This is a genomic window from Massilia aurea, from assembly GCF_040790145.1.
GTDB lineage: Bacteria > Pseudomonadota > Gammaproteobacteria > Burkholderiales > Burkholderiaceae_D > Telluria > Telluria aurea_C.
Genome location: NZ_JBFMMP010000003.1, coordinates 203647 through 224609 on the forward strand (window position 1 = coordinate 203647; position 20963 = coordinate 224609).

General features: G+C 64.1%; 19 protein-coding genes. 11 read left to right on the forward strand and 8 right to left on the reverse strand.

Annotated elements, in window-relative coordinates:
• Positions 1-55 precede the first annotated feature (55 nt).
• Positions 56-2407 (forward strand): Tex family protein, encoded by a 2352-nt coding sequence (locus AB2N08_RS07525; RefSeq protein WP_367610014.1) that lies wholly within the window; start codon positions 56-58, stop codon positions 2405-2407.
• Positions 2408-2419: 12 nt separating this feature from the next.
• Here the strand turns inward: AB2N08_RS07525 and AB2N08_RS07530 are convergent, their stop codons facing one another.
• The gene (locus AB2N08_RS07530) at positions 2420-2704 is read right to left on the reverse strand and encodes a hypothetical protein (protein ID WP_367610015.1); all 285 of its coding nucleotides are present in this window, start codon (positions 2702-2704) and stop codon (positions 2420-2422) included.
• Between the two features lie 81 nt (positions 2705-2785).
• Positions 2786-3091, reverse strand: a complete 306-nt coding sequence (locus AB2N08_RS07535; RefSeq protein ID WP_367610016.1) for a hypothetical protein — start codon at positions 3089-3091, stop codon at positions 2786-2788.
• Positions 3092-3273: 182 nt separating this feature from the next.
• Between AB2N08_RS07535 and grxD the strand changes: the two genes are divergently transcribed.
• Both grxD and AB2N08_RS07545 read left to right on the forward strand, forming a co-directional pair.
• Positions 3274-3588 carry a Grx4 family monothiol glutaredoxin gene (gene grxD / locus AB2N08_RS07540; protein ID WP_367610017.1) on the forward strand — a complete coding sequence of 105 codons (315 nt, stop codon included), beginning with the start codon at positions 3274-3276 and terminating at the stop codon, positions 3586-3588.
• A 4-nt stretch (positions 3589-3592) separates the two neighbouring features.
• On the forward strand, positions 3593-4195 hold the full coding sequence (locus AB2N08_RS07545) for a UbiX family flavin prenyltransferase (RefSeq protein WP_367610018.1): 603 nt from the start codon (positions 3593-3595) through the stop codon (positions 4193-4195).
• 33 nt (positions 4196-4228) lie between these two features.
• Here AB2N08_RS07545 and AB2N08_RS07550 read toward each other — a convergent pair whose 3' ends face one another.
• From AB2N08_RS07550 to AB2N08_RS07560, 3 genes are all read right to left on the reverse strand, one after another.
• Positions 4229-4402: a hypothetical protein gene (locus tag AB2N08_RS07550; protein WP_367610019.1), complete on the reverse strand. Its 174-nt coding sequence runs from the start codon at positions 4400-4402 to the stop codon at positions 4229-4231.
• Positions 4403-4541: 139 nt separating this feature from the next.
• Positions 4542-4955, reverse strand: coding sequence for a hypothetical protein (locus AB2N08_RS07555; RefSeq protein WP_367610020.1), 414 nt, complete (start codon positions 4953-4955; stop codon positions 4542-4544).
• Positions 4956-5220: 265 nt separating this feature from the next.
• Positions 5221-6285, reverse strand: coding sequence for an MBL fold metallo-hydrolase (locus AB2N08_RS07560; RefSeq protein ID WP_367610021.1), 1065 nt, complete (start codon positions 6283-6285; stop codon positions 5221-5223).
• A gap of 133 nt (positions 6286-6418) precedes the next feature.
• On the opposite strand from AB2N08_RS07560, the gene AB2N08_RS07565 reads away from it, so the two are divergent.
• The 6 genes from AB2N08_RS07565 (at position 6419) to AB2N08_RS07590 (ending at position 11949) form a co-directional block, all read left to right on the forward strand.
• Complete coding sequence (locus AB2N08_RS07565; RefSeq protein ID WP_367610022.1) at positions 6419-6841, forward strand: MerR family transcriptional regulator; 423 nt, start codon at positions 6419-6421, stop codon at positions 6839-6841.
• A 148-nt stretch (positions 6842-6989) separates the two neighbouring features.
• Complete coding sequence (locus AB2N08_RS07570) at positions 6990-8174, forward strand: isovaleryl-CoA dehydrogenase (protein ID WP_367610023.1); 1185 nt, start codon at positions 6990-6992, stop codon at positions 8172-8174.
• 118 nt (positions 8175-8292) lie between these two features.
• Positions 8293-9492: an acetyl-CoA C-acyltransferase gene (locus AB2N08_RS07575; RefSeq protein WP_367610024.1), complete on the forward strand. Its 1200-nt coding sequence runs from the start codon at positions 8293-8295 to the stop codon at positions 9490-9492.
• 96 nt (positions 9493-9588) lie between these two features.
• Positions 9589-10257 carry an SDR family oxidoreductase gene (locus AB2N08_RS07580; protein WP_367610025.1) on the forward strand — a complete coding sequence of 223 codons (669 nt, stop codon included), beginning with the start codon at positions 9589-9591 and terminating at the stop codon, positions 10255-10257.
• A gap of 19 nt (positions 10258-10276) precedes the next feature.
• On the forward strand, positions 10277-11404 hold the full coding sequence (locus AB2N08_RS07585) for an acyl-CoA dehydrogenase family protein (protein ID WP_367610026.1): 1128 nt from the start codon (positions 10277-10279) through the stop codon (positions 11402-11404).
• Entirely contained in the window at positions 11401-11949 is a 549-nt protein-coding gene (locus AB2N08_RS07590; RefSeq protein WP_367610027.1) for a GNAT family N-acetyltransferase, read from the forward strand. Before AB2N08_RS07585 ends, AB2N08_RS07590 begins: the two co-directional genes overlap by 4 nt.
• 4 nt (positions 11950-11953) lie before the next feature.
• On the opposite strand, the gene AB2N08_RS07595 is transcribed toward AB2N08_RS07590, so the two are convergent.
• From AB2N08_RS07595 to AB2N08_RS07605, 3 genes are all read right to left on the reverse strand, one after another.
• Positions 11954-12904 carry a S66 peptidase family protein gene (locus AB2N08_RS07595; RefSeq protein ID WP_367610028.1) on the reverse strand — a complete coding sequence of 317 codons (951 nt, stop codon included), beginning with the start codon at positions 12902-12904 and terminating at the stop codon, positions 11954-11956.
• Positions 12905-13204: 300 nt separating this feature from the next.
• Positions 13205-16048 (reverse strand): TonB-dependent receptor domain-containing protein, encoded by a 2844-nt coding sequence (locus AB2N08_RS07600; RefSeq protein WP_367610029.1) that lies wholly within the window; start codon positions 16046-16048, stop codon positions 13205-13207.
• 207 nt (positions 16049-16255) lie between these two features.
• Positions 16256-18034: an ABC transporter substrate-binding protein gene (locus AB2N08_RS07605; RefSeq protein ID WP_367610030.1), complete on the reverse strand. Its 1779-nt coding sequence runs from the start codon at positions 18032-18034 to the stop codon at positions 16256-16258.
• Positions 18035-18244: 210 nt separating this feature from the next.
• Between AB2N08_RS07605 and AB2N08_RS07610 the strand changes: the two genes are divergently transcribed.
• Positions 18245-19483: a nucleoside recognition domain-containing protein gene (locus tag AB2N08_RS07610; RefSeq protein ID WP_367610031.1), complete on the forward strand. Its 1239-nt coding sequence runs from the start codon at positions 18245-18247 to the stop codon at positions 19481-19483.
• A gap of 10 nt (positions 19484-19493) precedes the next feature.
• Positions 19494-20963 carry a D-alanyl-D-alanine carboxypeptidase/D-alanyl-D-alanine endopeptidase gene (gene dacB / locus AB2N08_RS07615; RefSeq protein ID WP_367610032.1) on the forward strand — a complete coding sequence of 490 codons (1470 nt, stop codon included), beginning with the start codon at positions 19494-19496 and terminating at the stop codon, positions 20961-20963.

Here is a 20963-nt window from a genome sequence, read left to right on the forward strand (position 1 = left end):
CGCTGTTTGCGTATCATTGACCGCTCGGTCCACGATCCATGCCCCACGCCTCCCTATGCTGCCATCCATCGAACAACGCCTCGCCAAAGAACTCGCCGCCAGGCCAGCCCAGGTAGCTGCCGCCATCGCCCTGCTCGATGAAGGCGCCACCGTGCCCTTCATCGCCCGCTATCGCAAGGAAGCCACCGGTGGCCTGGACGACATCCAGCTGCGCCTTCTCGAAGAACGCCTGCGCTATCTGCGCGAACTGGAAGACCGGCGTGCGTCGATCATCGCGTCGATCACGGAGCAGAACAAGATGACGCCCGAGCTGATGCAAGCTATCGCACTGGCCGAAGACAAGACCCGTCTTGAAGACCTGTACCTGCCATACAAGCAGAAGCGCCGCACGAAGGCGCAGATCGCGATCGAGGCGGGCCTGGCGCCGCTGGCCGACAGCCTGCTGGCCGACCCGATGCAGGGGCCCGAGGATGTCGCGAGCGGCTATCTGCGCGAAGCGTTTAGCAATGCCGACGGCGGCGCCAACCCCGGCGTACCGGACACCAAAGCGGCGCTCGATGGCGCGCGCCAGATCCTGATGGAGCGCTTTGCCGAAGACGCCGCGCTGCTGCAGTCGCTGCGCGAATATGTGCAGGAACACGGCGTCGTCGAATCGAAGGTCGTCGCCGGCAAAGAGGACGAAGGCGAAAAGTTCGCCGACTATTTCGACTACAACGAACCCCTCGCCGCCGTGCCGTCGCACCGCGCGCTGGCGCTGCTCCGCGGTCGTCGCGAAGGCATGCTGGACGTGTCGCTGCGGCTGGATTCAGAGCCCGAAAAACCGAAGTGGGATGCGCCACTCAATCCGTGCGAAGGCCGCATCGCGGCGCGCTTCGGCATCAAGGCGCAGGGCCGCCCGGCCGACAAGTGGCTGCTCGATACGGCGCGCTGGACCTGGCGCGTGAAGAGCTTCATGCACCTCGATACCGAGTTGATGGGCGCCCTGCGCGACAAGGCCGAACTCGATGCGATCGGCGTCTTTGCGCGCAACCTGAAGGCCCTGCTGCTGGCGGCGCCGGCCGGCCCGCGCGCGACGATGGGGCTTGACCCTGGCCTGCGCACCGGCGTGAAGGTCGCGGTGGTCGATGCCACCGGCAAGGTGGTCGATACCGCTACCGTGTACCCGCACCAGCCGCGCAACGACTGGGACGGCGCGCTGCACACATTGGGTCGACTAGCGGCGCAGCACAATGTGTCGCTGGTCTCGATCGGCAATGGCACCGGCTCGCGCGAGACCGACAAGCTGGCGCAAGACCTGATCAAGCAGAATCAAGAGCTCAAGCTGACCAAGATCGTTGTCTCGGAAGCCGGCGCGTCGGTGTATTCGGCATCCGAATTTGCGTCGCGCGAGCTACCCGACATGGACGTGTCGCTGCGCGGTGCGGTCTCGATTGCGCGCCGCCTGCAAGACCCGCTGGCCGAACTGGTCAAGATCGATCCGAAGTCGATCGGCGTGGGCCAGTACCAGCACGACGTGTCGCAGAGCCAGCTCGCACGTTCGCTCGACGCGGTGGTGGAGGATTGCGTGAATGCCGTCGGCGTGGACGTCAACACCGCGTCGGCGCCGCTGCTGGCGCGCGTGTCGGGCCTGTCGTCCACCGTCGCGCAAGGCATCGTGGCGTACCGCGACACGCATGGCGCATTCGCCTCGCGCGCGGCGCTGAAAAAAGTGCCGCGTCTGGGCGACAAGACGTTCGAACAGGCGGCGGGCTTTTTGCGCGTAATGAACGGCGCCAATCCGCTGGACGCATCTGCGGTGCACCCGGAATCGTATCCGCTCGTCGAGAAAATCCTGCGCGACGTGCAGCGCGAGATGAAGGCGGTGATCGGCGATGGGACCCTGATCAAGAGCCTGAATCCAGCGAAGTATGCGGACGACAAATTCGGCGTGCCAACCATCACCGACATCCTGAAAGAGCTGGAAAAACCGGGCCGCGATCCACGGCCCGAGTTCACCACGGCGACCTTCAAGGATGGCGTGGAACAGATCTCCGACCTGCGCCCGGACATGATCCTCGAGGGCGTGGTCACCAACGTCGCGGCCTTTGGCGCGTTTGTCGATATCGGCGTGCACCAGGACGGCCTGGTGCATATTTCGGCACTGTCGAATACGTTCGTGAAGGACCCGCACACGGTCGTCAAGGCCGGCCAGGTGGTCAAGGTCAAGGTGCTGGAAGTAGACCCGAAGCGCAAGCGCATCGCTTTGAGCATGCGCCTGACGGACAGCGCGCCGCAGCCAGGCGCGCAGCCTGCGCAGCGGCCGGACCGCAGCGACGCCAAACGCGTGCAGCAGCATCAGCGCCAGGAACGCTCGGCGCCACCAGCCGGTGGCGCGATGGCCGACGCCTTCGCCAAGCTGCGCAAGTAGGCAGCGAGGGCGTCAGGCGTGCTTGATCAGGATGCCGATCAGGTACACACCCAGGCAGCCGAAGCCGATCAGCAGCATCTTGTGCTGCGGGATCGCCGGCGCGCCGGTCTTCTTGATGTGCAGCGCGTCGCGCACCAGCAGGATGGCGTAGACCAGGGCCGCGATGCCCGACAGGATGTCGCCCGGACTCTGGCGCGTGAGACCCGCATAGATATTGAGGATGCCGGGCACGCCCAGCAGGGCGGCGATCACGAGGTTCGCGTTCGGCGATGGTACGCGGCGGCGGGGTTGCTGCATCAGGGTTCTCCGGTGGTCAGGTCATCAACGGCGCGATCATACCGCAACAAGCCCTGCATGCAGGTGCGTCGCCCCTGGATCTCAGGCGAGCAGGGACGTATGGCGCAACAGGAGCTTGATCAGGAAGCAGCCGGCGAAGGCGCCGAAGCAGATGAAACCGATCAAGGTGACGCGCGGCGTGGTCAGCAGCGCCAGCCTGCCGGCGCGGCGCTGCAGCGCGCACCACGCCAGGAACAGCGCCATCATGAGCGGGCCGATCTGGACAAAGGCGTCGATCGCACGGCCGCTCTTGAGCGCCACGGCGCCGTCGTACAGCGCCGGCAAGCCCAGTAATGCGGCAAAGACCCACAGGGCGGCGATGGGCAAGGTAGCGAACGTATTCTTCATTGGGTTTGTTGGTTTTATTGGACCGGGCATCATACCGCAGGGCGTCATGGCCGTGACGCTGGCTTATCACGCGAACTTGGGCCCCCGCCTCCGCGGGGGCGACGTTGTCGGCGATGCCGTCAACGTCGAATTCTTATAGAATGTCGCCATCTACCTATTCATCTCCAAAAGGCACAAATCAAATGAGCGACGTTCAAACCTGGATCAAAGAAACCGTGACCTCCACGCCAGTCGTGCTGTTCATGAAGGGCACTGCCCAGTTCCCGCAGTGCGGCTTTTCCGGCCGTGCCATCCAGCTGCTGAAAGCGTGCGGCGTCGACAACGTTGCCACCGTGAATGTGCTGGACGATGCTGAAGTGCGTCAGGGCATCAAGGACTTCTCGAACTGGCCAACCGTGCCGCAGCTGTACGTGAACGGCGAGTTCATCGGCGGCACCGACATCATGAACGAGATGTACGAATCCGGCGAACTGCAGACCCTGCTGAAAAACGGCTGATTGCATGGCTGAGCGCCCGCGCCGTATTGTTGTCGCCCTCACCGGCGCGACCGGCGCAACCTATGGCGTGCAACTGCTCAGGCGGCTGCACGCGACGGCTGGCATCGAAAGCCACCTGGTCATTTCCGACGCCGCCACCCTCACCCTGCACCAGGAACTGGGTTTGCAGCGGCGCGACGTCGAAGCGCTGGCGCACGTGGTGCACCGCAACCGCGACATCGGTGCGTCAATCGCCAGCGGTTCGTATCAGGTCGATGGCATGGTCATCGCGCCCTGCTCGATGAAGACACTGGCCGCCGTGGCCCATGGTTTTTCGGACAATCTCGTCACGCGCGCCGCTGACGTGATCCTGAAGGAACGCCGCCGCCTGGTGCTGATGGTGCGCGAAACCCCGTTCAACCTGGCGCACCTGCGCAATATGACGTCCGTGACCGAAATGGGCGGCATCATCTTCCCGCCATTGCCTAGCTTCTACCACCGGCCCGCGACGATCGCGGACATGGTCGAGCATACGGTGGACCGTGTCGTGGATTTGCTGGGGTTAGAGAATACCCAGGCCGCGCGCTGGGGCGGCATGAAGGGTGAACAGAGCGACGGCGCAGAGTGACCGGCATGCCGGCTCGCGCCGGCATGGGTTACATCAGCGCTTGTCGTCGTAACGGTAGTCTTCTGACTTTTTCAAGTCACGCGCTTCTTCGAGCATTCGCCGCCGGGCGTTGCGTTCTCGCATCAGTTCAGCATGACGCGCTGCCGTCATCGGCGGCACCGTCATCAAATCCTTGAGCTGGGCGGTATTGGCGTAGTTGTTTCGCATGCGTCAGCTGCTCCTGGGTGAACCTGGACCGGTGGCGGGGACCGCTGCCACCTGATCAGATTATGGACCAGAGAAGACCGTTTGTACCGTTCTGCACAATAAAAGTGCAAATCAGCAATAACGCTACTGCAGCCGACGTTTACTTTGCGTCCGGCTTCGTGTGATTCACACGTACCAGCATGCGGATGAACTCGCGCGCCAGCTGGCGGTGATGTTCATCGAGGCGCTGCAGGTCGGCAATCAACTTGACGTCGGCCGATTCAAAACGCGCGCCGCCGGCACCGGCGTCACCGGCAGCCTGCTCGGCGCCGCCGAAACGCAGCCAGTCGGCAGGCACGCCCAGCCACTGGGCGATCATGCGCAGCTTTTCCTGGGTTGGAATGGCTTCGCCAACCAGCCATTTGCGGGCGGCGTGGACCGTGATCGGACGACCTTCGAAGCGGATATTAAATTCTCGCGCCAGACGGGTTGGACTGTCCGGGGAGTAATGGGCGTTCTTCAGGGCATGCTGGAGGCGCTCGCTGAAGCTCTCACGTTCGTTGGTTGAATTCATCGTAATACTTGTTGTTAGACAGAGGAAAGGTTCTTAAAGTCAAGAAACCTCATGGCCAGACTATACAACTAAAAAGTAACAAAGATGTGGTTTTTTAAGAGTTTTTACATCCAATTTCTCCAATTCCCAACAGCAATTCTTACAAGAATGCTTGCTATCGAATTGGGGATTCCACGAAATAAAAACCTCTACGCACCACTACTTAGACACCATTAAGGGAATGCACGTACTTATTAATTTGTATCCAAAGGTTACAAGTCCAGCGCTATTTCTGCGTGAAAAGTAACAAACCCTCGCTATCGGTTACCCTCGCCAACCGACCGTCATACCAAAGCAGGTGAAGGTGCGCGAGTGCCTCCCCGAGCGCAAAACTGAGCTGGTGCGCATCGAGTGGACGGCGGAACATGATTGGCACGATATCGGCTGCCGACCTGGGCACGGCGCAGGCGTCATGCACTTCGGCCAGCCGCGCTACATGGTGCTCGCGCAACTGACGGATGCGCGTGTGCAGCCCGCGAAACGGCTTGCCGTGGGATGGCAGCACCAGCACGTCGTCAGGCAGGTCGGCGAACTTGCCGAGCGAGTCCAGATACAGTTGTAGCGGGTTACCATCAGGTTCAACTGCAAACACCGACACGTTCGTCGAAATGCGCGGCAAGACCATGTCGCCCGACACCAGTATGTTCAATTCGGCACAGTACAGCGATGCATGTTCCGGCGAGTGTCCGAAACCAGTGATCACGCGCCACAATTGCCCCCCAATTGTGACATTTTGTCCGTCCTGCAGCCGGGTATAGGCTGGCGGCACGGCCGGCACCAGTGACGGATAGTAATTACGGCGGCTGCGCATCTGGTCCAGCATCGCCGCGTCGCGCAAGCCATGGCGCTCGAAATGCGGGATCGCCGACGGCCCGTCCACGCCCGGCAGCGCCGCCGCCATCATGCGCATGAAGCCGAACTCGCCCGTGGTGGTCCAGAACGGCGCATCGAACCGCTCGCACAACCAACCCGAGAGCCCGACGTGATCGGGATGGCAGTGGGTGGCGATCACGCGTACCAGCGGCTGCTCATCCAGGCCCCCGGCAACCAGCTGATCCCAGGCGGCGCGCGTGGCATCGGTTCCGGCGCCGGTGTCGATCAGGCTCCAGCCGGCGCGCATCGTGCCTGACTGATCGACCGCGTCCTGTAGCAGCCACAGGTTGACGTGATCGAGTGCGAATGGCAACGGCATACGCGCCCAACGCAAGCCCGGTACGATGTCGTGCACCGTGCCCGGTGCAGGGATCGTCTCGCCGAACGCATACGACAGCTGGGCTTCGAGCGCATTCATCAACATCTTTCCTTTTCTGACACGCCGGGTGGCGCGCTACAATACGACGCAATGTCAATTTACGTTTACGGAAATTACTGCTTGTTTCGATTTTACGCGATTTTTGGTTATTTCCCAACCGCCTTAACTCCTCATGCCGACCACTTACACCATCGCCGAACTGGCGCGCGAATTTGACATCACCGCACGGGCCATCCGTTTCTATGAAGATCAGGGCCTGCTCAGCCCGAAACGCGAAGGCGTGGGTGGGCGTAACCGCGTCTACACGCCGCGCGATCGTACCCGTCTGAAACTGACACTGCGCGGCAAGCGGCTGGGCCTGACGCTGTCCGAGATCAAGAGCATCGTCGACATGTACGAGTCGCCAAAAGACACGCAGGCGCAAATCGACCGTTTCCTCGCCGTGCTGGGCCAACAACGCGTGACGCTCGAACAGCAGCGTGCCGATATCGAGATGGCACTGGAAGAAATTGTCGCCCACGAAGAAGAATGCCGTCGCCTGCTCAGCGGCAATGCCGGCGATATCGATGACGAACCCGGCCGCGACGCTGCCTGAGTCACCGAACACGCAGACGGCAATGGCGCGGCGATCCCATCCGCGCCATTTTTTTGCCTGCTGATTGACGTTTACGTTAACGTAACACGCGAGTATGATTGACGCGCACCCTTTCTCCATTTTCACCACTGTTCATCGCGAGGACGACATGCTGCACCTTCCAGGCTTGACCTTTGACCATGGCGACGACATCGCCGCGCTGCGCGAAGCCGTCCAGCAATTCGCCGCCAGCGAGATCGCACCGCGCGCCGCCGAGATCGACCGCAGCGACCAGTTCCCGATGGACCTGTGGAAAAAGATGGGCGAGCTCGGTTTGCTCGGCATCACCGTCAGCGAGGAATACGGCGGCGCGAACATGGGCTACCTGGCCCACATCGTGGCGATGGAAGAAATCTCGCGCGCCTCGGCCTCGGTGGGGCTGTCGTACGGCGCCCACTCGAACCTGTGCGTCAACCAGATCAAGCGCAACGGCACCGAAGCGCAGAAGCAGCGCTACCTGCCCAAGCTCATTTCGGGCGAGCACATTGGCGCACTGGCGATGTCCGAGCCGAACGCCGGGTCGGACGTGGTCAGCATGCGCCTGCGCGCCGAGCTCAAGGGCGACCGCTATGTGTTGAACGGCACCAAGATGTGGATCACCAATGGCCCCGACGCCGACACGCTGGTGGTCTACGCCAAGACCGACCTCGAGCTTGGTGCGCGCGGCATGACCGCCTTCCTGATCGAAAAAGGTTTCAAGGGTTTCTCGATCGCGCAAAAGCTCGACAAGCTCGGCATGCGCGGTTCGCACACGGGCGAGCTGGTGTTCCAGGATTGCGAGGTGCCGCTCGAGAACGTGCTGGGCGGCGTGGGCAAGGGCGTCAATGTGTTGATGTCGGGGCTGGACTTCGAGCGCACCGTGCTCTCGGGCGGGCCACTGGGCATCATGGCGGCCTGCATGGACGTGGTCGTGCCCTACATCCACGACCGCAAGCAGTTCGGCCAGGCCATCGGCGAGTTCCAGCTGATGCAGGGGAAGATCGCCGACATGTACTCGACCATGATGGCGTGCCGCGCGTATGTGTACGCCGTCGGCCAGGCCTGCGACCGCGCCAGCGGCCCAGAACAGATCCGCGCCCTGCGCAAGGACGCCGCTGGCGCCATCCTGTACAGCGCCGAAAAGGCCACGTGGATGGCCGGCGAAGCCATCCAGGCGCTGGGCGGCAACGGCTACATCAACGAATACCCGGTGGGCCGCCTGTGGCGCGACGCCAAGCTGTATGAAATCGGCGCCGGCACCAGCGAGATCCGCCGCATGCTGATCGGGCGCGAGCTGTTTGGCGAGACGGCATAACGGTCAGCCTTCACCGCAACCCTTCGATCCGCCGATCCGTCGTTCCCGCGGAGGCGGGAACGACGGCACAAAGGTTAGCGGTGGAATCGAACATTCATATTCTTTGGAGACTCACACCATGAACGATCCAGTCGTTATCGTCGGCGCCGCGCGCACCCCGATGGGCGCCTTCCAGGGCGATTTTTCCAGCAAGACCGCGAGCGACCTGGGCGCGGTTGCGATCCAGGCTGCCGTGCAGCGCGCCGGCGTGGATCCTGCCGCCGTCGAACACGTCTACTTTGGCAACTGCCTGATGGCCGGCCAGGGCCAGGCCCCGGCGCGCCAGGCGCTGATCAAGGCCGGCCTGCCGATGTCCACCGGCGCCGTCACGCTATCTAAAATGTGCGGCTCGGCGATGCAGGCCGCGATCTTCGCGCATGACCAGCTGGTGGCCGGCAGCGCCGACATCGTCATCGCCGGCGGCATGGAATCGATGACCGGCGCGCCCTACCTGATCCCGAAGGCGCGCGGCGGCTACCGCATCGGCCACGCACCGATGTTCGACCACATGATGCTCGACGGCCTGGAAGACGCCTACTCGCGCAACGAGAAAACGGGCGAAGGCCGCTCGATGGGCACCTTCGCCGAAGAATGCGTGGCCAGCTACGGCTTCACGCGCGAAGAGCAGGATGCGTTCGCCATTGCGTCGGTCAAGCGCGCGCAGGCCGCCGCCACCGATGGCGGCTTCGATTGGGAAATCGCGCCCGTCACCGTGACCAGCCGCGCCGGCGAGACAGTCGTCGACAAGGACGAAGGCCCGCTCAAGGCGAAGGTCGACAAGATCCCGTCCCTGAGGCCCGCCTTCAAGAAGGATGGCACCGTGACTGCTGCCTCGTCGTCGTCGATCAACGACGGCGCCGCCGCCCTCGTGATGATGCGCGAGTCGACCGCGAAGGAACTGGGCTTGAGCCCGATCGCGCGCGTGCTCGGTCACGCCACGCATGCGCAAGAGCCGAACCTGTTTACCACCGCCCCGATCGGCGCGATGCAAAAACTGTTCAAGAAAACCGGCTGGACTGCGGGCGACGTCGACCTGTACGAGATCAACGAAGCGTTTGCCGCAGTGCCGATGGCGGCGATGCGCGACCTGGCGATCCCGCACGAGAAGGTCAATGTGCACGGCGGCGCCTGCGCACTGGGCCACCCGATCGGCGCCTCGGGCGCGCGCATCGTCGTCACGCTGCTCGGCGCGCTGAAACGCACGGGCGGCAAGCGCGGTGTAGCGGCGCTGTGCATCGGCGGCGGCGAAGCGACGGCGATGGCGATCGAGCTGGTGTAACACTGGTCGCAAGGTGCGCACGCTGCGCTGCAACGATGAACAAAGCATGCGACTATTGAAGGTATTCTTTTCACAACCCTTCACAAGGAGTTCAGCATGCCCACCGTATTGATCGTCGGCGCCTCGCGCGGCATTGGCCATGAAATGGTCACCCAATATCGCCAGGATGGCTGGCGCGTCATCGCCACCGCGCGCAAGCAGGAAGACTGCGATGGCCTCGTCGCCATTGGCGCCGAAGCGCACCAGGTCGATGTGCTCGACGCCGAATCGATCGCCGCGCTGGCCTGGCGCCTGGACGACGAAAAGATCGACAGCGCCTGGCTCGTGGCCGGCGTGTACGGCCCGAGCCACGGGAGCTTCCCGACCGGCCCCGAGTTCGACGCGGTGATGCACACCAACGTGCTCTCGGCGATGCGCCTGATTCCCGTGGTCGCGCCGCTGCTGGCCGATTCGAAGGGCAAGCTGGCGGTGCTCTCGTCGCGCATGGCGTCGATCACCGAGCGTTCGTCCACCGACGGCTCGCTGTACCGTGCCAGCAAGGCCGCGCTCAATTCGGTGCTCAAGGATGCGTCGATTACCTACGGCGCACAAGGCGTGACCTGCATCGCGTTCCATCCGGGCTGGGTCCAGACCGATATGGGCGGCAGCGAAGCGAGCCTCACACCACAGCAAAGCGTGCGCGACCTGCGCGCCACGCTGGCCAAAGCAGACGCCAGCGCCAACGGCAGTTTCCTCAACCACGACGGCGAGTCGATCGCCTGGTAACACACCATAACGAGACCCCATGATCCTGTCCGACGAACACCAGATGATCCGCGACGCGCTGCGCAGCTTTGCGCAGGAACGCCTGGCGCCCAACGCCGCGCGCTGGGACCGCGAGCACCACTTCCCGCAAGAAGAGCTCAAGGAACTGGCCGCGCTGGGCGCCTTTGGCGTGGCCGTTCCAGAAGAATATGGTGGCGCCGGCCTGGATTATGTGGCGCTCGCGCTGGTGCTCGAAGAAATCGCCGCCGGCGACGGTGGCACGTCCACCATCATCTCCGTCAACAACTGCCCGGTGTGCAGCATCGCGATGATGTATGCCAGCGAAGCGCAGAAACAGCAGTGGTTGCGGCCCCTGGCGCAGGGTGCGCTGCTCGGGGCGTTCGCGCTGACCGAGCCGCACACCGGCAGCGATGCCGCGGCGCTGCGCACGACCGCCACGCGCGATGGCGACGCCTACGTCATCAATGGCACCAAGCAGTTCATCACCAGCGGCAAGCATGGCGACGTGGCGATCGTCATGGCGGTCACCGACAAGGCGGCGGGCAAGAAGGGGATCAGCGCGTTCTGGATTCCCACGAACACGCCCGGCTACATCGTGGCCGGCATCGAACATAAAATGGGCCAGCATTCGTCCGACACGGCGCAGATCGTGTTCGACAATTGCCGCATTCCGCTGGCGAACCTGATCGGCGCAGAAGGCATGGGCTACAAGATCGCGTTGTCGGGCCTGGAAGGCGGCCGCATCGGCATCGCCTCGCAGGCGGTGGGCATGGCGCGCGCCGCGTACGAGGCGGCGCTGGCGTATGCGAAAGAGCGCGAGAGCTTCGGCAAGCCGATCTTCGAGCACCAGGCGGTGCAGTTCCGGCTGGCCGGGATGGCGATGAAGATCGAGGCGGCGCGCCAGCTGATCTGGCACGCGGCGGCGATGAAGGATGCTGGCCTGCCCTGCCTGAAAGAGGCGGCGATGGCCAAGCTGTTCGCATCCGAGATGGCCGAGCGCGTGGTGTCCGATGCGATGCAGGTCTTTGGTGGCTACGGCTACGTGGCCGACTTCCCCGTCGAGCGCATCTACCGCGATGTGCGCGTGTGCCAGATCTACGAAGGCACCAGCGACATCCAGAAACTCCTGATTGCACGCGCATTGTGAACGGGCCCCTGTCGCTGCAGGCGCTCGCGCCCGAACAACTGCCGCAGCTGTTCATGTACCTGGACGACCAGTTGCAAGAAAACGGCCGCGGCGCCGTGCCGCTGTTCCAGCCGGTCTCGCGCCTGCAGTCGCGGCTTCCGCCCGACAAGGCGGCGTCGTTTGCATCCAGTTTTACCGTGCCGTTCGGCCAGCCGGGCTGGCGTCGCATGTGGCTCGCGTTCGACAGGCTGGGCGCGATCGTGGGCCACGTCGACCTGCGCGCGCGCCCTGAAGTCGCAGCGGCCCATCGCGCGCTGCTTGGCATGGGCGTGCACCGCGACTACCGCCGCATAGGGCTCGGGCGTCAGCTGGTCGAGCACGCGCTGGCGTGGGCCAGCGATACGCCGCCGCTCGAATGGGTCGACCTCGATGTGCTGTCGGCGAACCTGGCGGCGCGCCGACTGTATGAGCGAGCCGGGTTCGTCGTCACGGGCGAGGTGCCCGACCTGTACCGGATCGACGGCGAGTCGCACGGCTCGGTGACGATGAGCCGCCGGCTGCGCTGACCACCTACGACACGGCGGCTTCCAGCAGCGTGATCGTCTGCGCCCGGGTATCGATGGTCGCGCGTACGCCTATCGGCAACGTGCACTGGTTGCGGATATGCCCGATCGAATAGCCGCTCACTGCCGGGATGACCAATGGGTGCAGGTGCAGCGCCAGCGTGCGCGCCAGCGTCAGCGACACGTCTTCATGTTCCGGCCCGCAGTGCTGGCAAATACCCACGACCAGCGCCGCCGCATTGGCAAAGCCGCCGGCCAGGTCGAGCTGCGTCATCCAGCGGTCGATCCGGTACGGCGCCTCATTGACGTCTTCCAGGAACAGGATGCTGCCGCGAATATCGGCCGCATACGGCGTGCCTGCCAGCGCCGCCACCATCGACAGGTTGCCGCCCATGAGCGGGCCGGTGGCCACGCCGTGCGTATACGTGTGCACGCCAAAGTGCGGCTCGAGCGCGGCCCGCTCGGCGTTTTCAGGCGACATCGGGATCGTGTAGCTCGCCTGCGGGTCGGTGAGCACCGCCATCAGGTGCTGCGTCGCATAGGGCGTCAGCGTCGACGAGGCGACCGGCCCATGGAAGGTCACCAGGCCGGTGTGCCTGAAGATCGCCAGGTGCAGCGTCGTGATGTCGGAGTACCCGATCAGCACCTTGGGATGACGGCGGATCAGCGCGTAATCGAGGCCAGCGAGCAGCGAGATGGCGCCCGAGCCGCCGCGAATCGGCCAGATCGCCTTGACCTCGGGATCGGCGAACATCGCATGCAGGTCGGCCAGGCGCTGCTGGCTCGAGCCCGCGTAATTGCCGAACACCTCGCGCAGATACGTGCCGAATTTGACCTTGAAACCCAGCGACTCGATATTGCGCACCGCCTTCTCGATGGCCGCATCGTTCGTGTAGCCGCTTGGCGCGATCAGGCCGACGACGTCGCCCTGGCGCAGGCGTGGGGGTTTGATGAGCATGGGTCGCGAGGAAGGGCGCGCAACTGCGGGCGCGGTAACGGACATGGCAGCGGCGATGGCGCCAAAGCTGCGGCGGCTGATTTTCATGCGCCCCATCCCACGTCATTCCCGCGCAGGCGGGAACCCAAGTTTGCACGCACATCGTCTGCGCATGCAGTACCTGGATTCCCGCCTGCGCAGGAATGACGTGCGAGGGGGGCGTGGGAAGGATGCTCAAGCATGGTTCGGCGACTCCGAATAAAAAAGGCCCGTACCGGCGAGGCAAAACCCTCCCCGGCACGGGCCTTCATTGTAGAGCGATCAGAAGAACTTGTAGGTCGCCATCATGGTGAACGAACGGCCACGCGGATCGGCCACGCGCGGCTCCCAGCTGCTGCCGGCGCCCGTGTTGCTGTCGTAGGTGATCGCGAACGGTGGATCTTCATCCAGGATGTTCTTGATGCCGGCGGTGAGCGTCAGGTTCTTGAAGCCCGTGTAGTTCGCGGTCAGGTGGAAGATCGAATAATCGTCCACCTTGCTGTTGTACTCGGACGGCGTCACGCGGCCGCTGGCCACGCCCGGCAGCACCTGGTCGTCATACCCCGAGCGGAAGATATTCTGCAGCATGCCGCTCCAGTTGCCGTATTTGTAGGTCACGTAGGCGCTGTGCTTCCACTTCAGGCCCAGGTCGCCGGTGTACAGGAAGCGGCCGATTTCGCTCTCGCCGAATTCGGCATTTTTCGTGGCGCGCGATTTTTTCTCGAGCAGGCGCGAACCGTCGATGCCGATGCCCCAGATCGAACCGGTGCTGAACTTGCCCGTCATGCGCGCGCCCACTTCCAGGCCGCGCGTGATGCGCTCGCCGGCGTTGAGCCAGCGCTGGTCGACAAAGGCCAGGTTGCCGGCGGCGTCGCGAATGAACTGGTCCTGGAACAGGTTGTAGTTCGCCACCATGGTCGCCAGGTTGAACGAGTCGATCGTGTTTTCCTTGCGGATTTCCCACAGGTCGGCATTGGCCGAGAAGCCGCCGGCCGGCTCGAACACCACGCCCAGGCTGGCCTGCTTGGCGGTTTCTGGCCCCAGCGTGTTCTTGCCACCGGTGAGCGTGACCGGATTGACGGCCTGGCAACCGGCCACCGTGGTGTCGACCCGACCGCTCGGGCAGGTGGCCGGATCGGCCAGGTCCTTGCCGGCATACGCGGTCTCGGTCACGCCGTTGAACAGCTGGTTGAACGACGGCGCGCGAAAGCCCTCGTTGTACGAACCGCGGAACATCAGTTGCGGAATCGGCTGGTAGCGGAACGAGACCTTCGGATTGGTGGTCGCGCCAAAGCCGGTGTAATCGTCGCGGCGCACGGCGAAGGTCAGTTCCAGCGCCTGCGTGACCGGCACCAGCAGTTCGGCATACACCGCCTTGATGTCGCGGCTGACCTTGGCCAGCGCATTCACATCGTCGAACGGCGCGTTCAGGATCGCCGGGCGCGCGCTGGCGGCGCGCAGGTCGCCGTTGAACTTGTACTCTTCGCGGCGCAGGTCGGTGCCCAGCGCCATCATCACGGCGCCGGCCGGCAGCTTGAAGATCTCGCCCGACAGCGCGGCATCGAACTGGGTCAGCGTCGTTTTACCGCCGTACATCACCACGCCCGCCGCCGAGGTGGCGCGGATCGCGTCGATCGCGGCCTGGCTCTGGCTCTGGCCCGGCAGCAGGAATGGATTGACGATGCCCGAGCCGAGCACGCTGGCCAGCGCCGCCGTGTAGTTGTAGCCGGTGCCCAGCAGCGACTCCGATTCGCTGTAGGCGCGCGACAGGCCGACGCGGTAGTCGTAGCGGTTGCCGAACAGGGTGAGCGGGCCATCGGCGCCCAGCAGCACGCGGCCGGCCTTGGTTTCGGTGGTGATCTCGCGGTTGCCGCACTCCATGCAGCGCCAGCGGTAAGCGATTGGCAAGCCATAGTTGGCCGAGATGCCCGGGAACGTCTTGACCAGTGCGTTGTAGACGTCGTTGTAGGCCGCGCCCGTGCTCGGGTAGAACGAGGTCGCGCCGAAGGTCGATGCCGATGGCGAAATCTGGTTCGGCGAGAAGCGCTTGGACACTTCGACGTTCGATGCCACCCCTTCGGCGAACAATTCATGTTCGCCGATGCGGAAGGTGGCGCGCGCCAGGGCATTGGTGTTCTTCACCGGCTGCTGCAGCACGGCGGCGCGGCCCGTATCCCAGGCGCAGCCGTAGGCCGCGCTGGGCGTGTCCCACAGGCGCTCGTCATACGCACCCATGCCGTCGATGCTGTCGCATCCGGCGCCGCCCGGCAGGTCGAGCAGGCTGATGCCGTTGTAGCCGACGCTGCCGCCCGGGACAGTGGGGCCAGTGCCGGTGCGCGAGAGCAGCGTCGGGGCCAGGGTCGTGGCGAAGATGTTCGCACTCGGCGTGCCGCGCGTATCGACCGACAGGCCACGATTCGGCTGGAAGGTGTTGACGAAATCGCGCTGGTCGCCGCGCAGCGCCTTGTTCTCGCTGTGCGCGGCCGTCACCAGCACGTTCCAGCCTTGCGTGTCGAGGTCGCCCCAGCCGCCGGTGAGGGTGGAGCGGCCGATTTCGCCGCCGCTCGCTTCAGCCACGTCGGTGAAGGCCTGGGCTTCCAGGCCCTTGTAGTTCTTGCGCAGGATGAAGTTGATCACGCCGCCGATGGCGTCGGTGCCGTACACGGCCGAGGCGCCATCCTTGAGCACTTCGACGCGCTCGACCGCCGCCATCGGGATCGAATTGAGGTCGACCGCCGAACCCTTCATGCCGTGCGTCGCCACGCGCCGGCCGTTGAGCAGCACCAGCGTTGAATCGGAACCCTGGCCGCGCAGGTTGGCGCTCGAGGCGCCGTTGTTGCCGCGCTGGGCGCCCGAGGTCACGTCGGCGTTCGACGCCAGGTTGTCCGAGCCATTACCGTTGATGTTCAGGGTGGCGATCAGCTGCTCGGCCGTGACGATGCCCTGGTCTTCGATCTGCTTGCGCGAAATGATTTCCACCGGCAGCGCGCCTTCCTTGGCAATACGCTTGATGCTCGAGCCGGTGATTTCCACGCGCTGCATCGACGTGTCGGTTTGGGCTTGGGCGACCAGCGGCGCCACGACGCCCGTCAAGGCAATCAGGTGAGCCAGTTTCTTCAATTTCACGGTGTTTCTCCTTGCGTTTCCGGGGGCGGTCTTCGGACGGCGCGCTGTGTGCGGCCAGCCTGTGCGTGTCGCGTTGCCAAGTTGATTCTTGGCATTACGTTATGTTCTAAATTCAGAGTACGCTCACAATTTTGTGACAAGCCAATGAATTATCCGGAGGAGAGTATAACCAGCGGGAATATTTTCTTAAGGAAAAACTAACGACATCTAGTGCTTGCCCCTGAGCGCGCGTGCTCTTTGCGCAACATCGACATCGAGGTAGCGCCAATTGGTGAATTCAACGGGGTGACGTTTGTAGTTTTTCAACCACGGATGCCGCAAATCACCCGATAAAACATGGGTCAAAGGCACCCACGGGTTGTACGCGTGGAGCAACTGGTTCATCTCAAAATAGAGTGTGTTTCGCTCTGCACCATCCTGCAGCGCGCGTGCTTTTTCATAGCGCACGTTGTATTCGGGCAGGTTGAAGCGCGCGTAGTTGGCGCGGCCCGCGTTTGGCCCATACAGCAACTGATAAAAGTTGTCACCGTCAGGAAAATCGGCGATCCAGTTACTCTCGAACATTTGCACCGTTCCGAGGCGCGAGGCCTTGATGATCTCGGTTTTCTTGTCGGACTTGAACAGCACCCGCAAACCGATCGCATTCAGGCATTTTCGCCACAGTTCGTCGCGCAAGCGCCCGCCAACGGTCGCTTCGCTGTGCATCGTCAACGTCAACGGCTTGCCATCGGGCGCGCGCCGAAAACCGTCCGGGTCGCGCTTGCCGTAGCCATGGCGGTCGAGCAAGGCATTGGCCAGCGCCGGGTTGTACGGCACCGGGCTGCGATAGTTCGGATCATAGCCACGCACATTCGGCGGCAGCGGCGACTCGGCCTTGATCGCGAATCCTTTCTTTAGCAGCGCAATGTCTTCGGCACTGTTATACGCCAGCGAAATCGCGCGCCGCAGCGCCACCCGATCCTTGCCATAGCCGCCCACGACCGGGTCGGTCATGTTCATCCACATATAGTAGGTTTGCAGCACGGGGAAGCGCGACAGCACGATGCCGCGCGCGGCCAGCTTGGGCGTCAAGGCGCCGTCCTGCACGACCATCTCGGTCATCGATTCGGGGATCTGCTCAAGGTAATCGTATTCGGCGTTCAGAAAGCCGAGCATCCTGCCCTGGAATTCTTCGGCGATGCGCACCTCCACCCGGTCCACGCGCGGCAGGCGCTTGCCATCCAGTGCGGCGGCAAGCGCCCGGTCTTCGGCGTTGTCGCCCGGTGTGGCGGCAAACACGGCCGTGGAATCCGGATTGGCCAGCAGCACGATGCGGTCGCTGCGCTTCCATTGCCCCAGCATGAACGGGCCAGTGCCGATCGGGTGGTTGCCGGCCTGGCCTGGATAGGCCTCGATCACTTCGCGCGCCACCACACTGCTGGCCGCCGTCGCCAGATAGAACAGGAAATTGTTGTCAGGCGCGGCCAGGCGGATGCGCAGCGTGTAGCGGTCGAGCGCCTGCAGGCCGGCCACCGGCACGTCGGGGTCGAAGCGCGCGCGCAGCGCGGTGTCACCCGCGATTTTTCCTTCGAACATATACGCCCACGGCGACTTGAGCGCGGGGTCGTACAGACGCTTGAGGCTATAGACGTAGTCGGCGGCCGTGACTTCGCGCTTGCGCCCCCTGAACGCCGGGTCGGGCGTGAAATGGATGCCGGGGCGGATCTGGAAGGTATACGTCAGACCGTCGCTGCTGACAGTCGGCATGGCCGTGGCCGTGTTGGGGCGCAGCGTGGCCGGGCGCGCCAGGTAATCGTAGCGCAGCAGCGGGTCGAACAGGTTTTCCAGCAGCGACAGCGTGGCGTTGTCGGACGCCACCGCCGGGTCGAGTCCGGTCTCGCTGGTCGACAAAAACATGTGCAAGACCTTTTCCTCGGCCTGCACGACGGCACAGGGCAGGCACAAGGCCAGCGACAACAGCGCGGCGGCGGCGGAGCGAAATTTCATGATGGCAGATCCTTTGGGGCATCCCATACAGGTGCCGTATCATAGGCGCGCCGCGCCGTCGAACGCAACGCGCATAACTTTTGCACATGGCGCGGCTGCAATCTTTCATCCACGCGGCTTGCCGTAGGCCCCTGTCCACTGCACAATCGTGCGATCCCGGCGGCAATGCGCGCATTGGCTCACCGGCTCATTGGCACTCACTGGTTATCGATGGCACTCAATTACATCTGGACAGGCTTCTTCCTTGTCGGCTTCCTCGCAGCAATGGCGCAGTGGCTGTTCCTCGGCGACACCGAAATCTTCAAGCGCATCATCGACGGCACCTTCGACTCGGCCAAGATGGCCGTGATGGACATCGCCCTGCCGCTGGCCGGCGTGATGACGTTCTGGCTCGGGGTCATGAATGTCGGCGAAAAGGCCGGCGCCATCAGCCTGTTCGCGCGCGTGATCGGCCCGTTCTTTTCACGCATCTTCCCCGGCGTGCCGCGCGAGCACCCGGCCAACGGCCACATGGTGATGAACTTCTCGGCCAATATGCTGGGCCTGGACAATGCCGCCACGCCGTTCGGCCTGAAGGCCATGGAAAGCCTGCAGTCGCTCAATCCGAACAAGGATGAAGCGACCGATGCCCAGCTGATGTTCTTGGTGATCCAGACCTCGGGCCTGACGATCATCCCGCTGGCCGTCATGGCCCAGCGCGCGGTGCTGGGCGCGGCCAATCCGGCCGACATCTTCATCCCGACCCTGATCGCGACCTACACCGCCACCATCTTCAGCATCATCATGGTCGGCCTGCGCCAGCGCATCAACCTGTTCGACCCGGTGATCTTCGCCTGGATCGGCGGTACCGCCGCGCTGATCGCCTCGATGGTGTTCAGTTTCACGTACTTCCTCGACAAGGCGCAGATCCAGATGGTGTCGTCGGTGGTGGCCAACCTGGTGCTGTTCGGCGTGATTGCCGCGTTCATGGCGGGGGCGCTGCGCAAGAAGGTCAATGTGTTCGAGGCCTTCATCGAAGGCGCCAAGGGCGGCGTCGAGACGTCGATCAAGATCATCCCTTACCTGGTCGGCATGATCGTGGCGATCAGCGTGGTGCGCAATTCGGGCATCCTGGGCATGATCACGAGCGGCTTCGCGTGGGTATTTGCGGCGCTGGGCATGCAGACCGATTTCGTCGGCGCGCTGCCAACGGCGCTCATGAAGTCGCTCTCGGGCAGCGGCGCGCGCGCCATGATGATCGACGCGATCAAGACCTATGGCGTCGATTCGTTCGTCGGGCGCCTGGCCAGCATCATGCAGGGCGCCTCCGACACCACGTTCTACATCATCGCGCTGTATTTCGGCTCGGTCGGCATCCGCAAGACGCGCTATGCGGTCAGCTACGGCCTGCTGGCCGACCTGGTGGGCATCATCGTCGCGATCTTCGTCGCCTATCTCTTCTTCGGTTAAGGATTCACGCATGCTCAAACGCGCCGCCCTCGCTTCGTCACTACTGTCGCTGCTGTGCGCCCTGCCGCTGGCCCACGCCCAGCTGCCGGCGCCGGTGGCGCAACTGATGCAGCACAGCGGCATCGCCCAGAACGAAGTGGGCCTGCTCGTGCTGCGCGGTGACGCGGCCTTGCTGTCGCACCAGGCGGCGCTGCCGATGCAGCCGGCATCGACGATCAAGCTGGTGACGACGCTGGTTGGGCTGGAGCGCCTGGGCCCCACGTTCCGCGGCCGCACTGAACTGCGCACCCTCGGCGACGTGAAGGACGGCGTGCTGCGCGGCAGCCTGTACGTCAAGGGCGGCGCCGACGCCGACCTGGCCGGCGAACACCTCGAGGACATGCTGCGCGCGCTGCGCTACCAGGGCATTGAACGCATCGAGGGCGACCTGGTGCTCGATCGTAGTCTGTTCCAGCCGGCGCGGCCAGATGTCGGCTTGCCGCCGTTCGACGAGTCGCCGGACGCGTACTACAACGTGATCCCCGATGCCCTCCTGGTCAACAAGAACATGCTGCAGCTCGACATGCGCGCGACTGGCTCGGCCCTGCAGCTGCGCATGCATCCGGAGCTTGAACGCGTGTCGGTCACGTCGGCGATGACGCTGGTCGAGCGCGATTGCGCGAAGTGGGAAGACGGCTGGCAGCTGCCAGAAACACGGCGCGCGCCCGATGGCCGCATCGAGGTGGTCTTGCGCGGCACCTTTCCAAAAAACTGCAACCGCAGCTACAGCATCAATGTGCTCGACCGCGACGATTACGTGGGCCGCTTCGTGCGCCGCGCCTGGACCGATCTCGGTGGCACACTGAGCGGCCGCACGATCGCAGGCGCCACGCCGCCAGAGGCGCGCGTGCTGGCGGCGCACGCCGCGCGCGCCTTGCCGGAGCTGGTCCGCGACATCAACAAGACGTCCGACAATGCGCTGGCGCGCCTGCTGTTCCTGAGTCTGGGCAGCCTCCAGGCCGATGCGGTGGAAGGCAGCCTGGCGCTGCCGGCCGGCGAAGTCTCGACCTTCGCGCGCGCCGATGGCGCCGTGCGCGACTGGCTGCGCGCGCAGCGCATCGACGATGCCGGCTTCGTGATCGAGAACGGTTCGGGCCTGTCGCGCGTGGAGCGCATCAGTGCGCAGCAGATGGGGAGTGTGTTGCAGGCGGGCTTGAAGAGCCCATGGGCGCCGGAATTCCAGGCCAGCCTGCCGATCGGCGCAGTCGACGGCACCATGCGTCGTCGCTTGGCCGGCACGCCGGCCGCGGGGCGCGCGCGCCTGAAAACCGGCTCGCTGCGCAATGTCATCGCGCTGGCCGGCTACGTGCCCGATGCGAACGGCCAGCCATGCGTGTTCGTGGCGATGGTCAACAGCGAACGGGCCGGCGACGGGCGTGGCCGCGCGGTGCTCGATGCGCTGGTCGACTGGGTTGCCCGTTCGGGTGCGGCGCCGCCCTGA

Coding starts and splice junctions, on each gene's coding strand:
- AB2N08_RS07525 (WP_367610014.1), top strand. CDS start 56: ATGCTGCCATCCATCGAACAACGCCTCGCCAAAGAACTCGCCGCCAGG.
- AB2N08_RS07530 (WP_367610015.1), bottom strand. CDS start 2,704: ATGCAGCAACCCCGCCGCCGCGTACCATCGCCGAACGCGAACCTCGTG.
- AB2N08_RS07535 (WP_367610016.1), bottom strand. CDS start 3,091: ATGAAGAATACGTTCGCTACCTTGCCCATCGCCGCCCTGTGGGTCTTT.
- grxD (WP_367610017.1), top strand. CDS start 3,274: ATGAGCGACGTTCAAACCTGGATCAAAGAAACCGTGACCTCCACGCCA.
- AB2N08_RS07545 (WP_367610018.1), top strand. CDS start 3,593: ATGGCTGAGCGCCCGCGCCGTATTGTTGTCGCCCTCACCGGCGCGACC.
- AB2N08_RS07550 (WP_367610019.1), bottom strand. CDS start 4,402: ATGCGAAACAACTACGCCAATACCGCCCAGCTCAAGGATTTGATGACG.
- AB2N08_RS07555 (WP_367610020.1), bottom strand. CDS start 4,955: ATGAATTCAACCAACGAACGTGAGAGCTTCAGCGAGCGCCTCCAGCAT.
- AB2N08_RS07560 (WP_367610021.1), bottom strand. CDS start 6,285: ATGAATGCGCTCGAAGCCCAGCTGTCGTATGCGTTCGGCGAGACGATC.
- AB2N08_RS07565 (WP_367610022.1), top strand. CDS start 6,419: ATGCCGACCACTTACACCATCGCCGAACTGGCGCGCGAATTTGACATC.
- AB2N08_RS07570 (WP_367610023.1), top strand. CDS start 6,990: ATGCTGCACCTTCCAGGCTTGACCTTTGACCATGGCGACGACATCGCC.
- AB2N08_RS07575 (WP_367610024.1), top strand. CDS start 8,293: ATGAACGATCCAGTCGTTATCGTCGGCGCCGCGCGCACCCCGATGGGC.
- AB2N08_RS07580 (WP_367610025.1), top strand. CDS start 9,589: ATGCCCACCGTATTGATCGTCGGCGCCTCGCGCGGCATTGGCCATGAA.
- AB2N08_RS07585 (WP_367610026.1), top strand. CDS start 10,277: ATGATCCTGTCCGACGAACACCAGATGATCCGCGACGCGCTGCGCAGC.
- AB2N08_RS07595 (WP_367610028.1), bottom strand. CDS start 12,904: ATGCTCATCAAACCCCCACGCCTGCGCCAGGGCGACGTCGTCGGCCTG.
- AB2N08_RS07605 (WP_367610030.1), bottom strand. CDS start 18,034: ATGAAATTTCGCTCCGCCGCCGCCGCGCTGTTGTCGCTGGCCTTGTGC.
- AB2N08_RS07610 (WP_367610031.1), top strand. CDS start 18,245: ATGGCACTCAATTACATCTGGACAGGCTTCTTCCTTGTCGGCTTCCTC.
- dacB (WP_367610032.1), top strand. CDS start 19,494: ATGCTCAAACGCGCCGCCCTCGCTTCGTCACTACTGTCGCTGCTGTGC.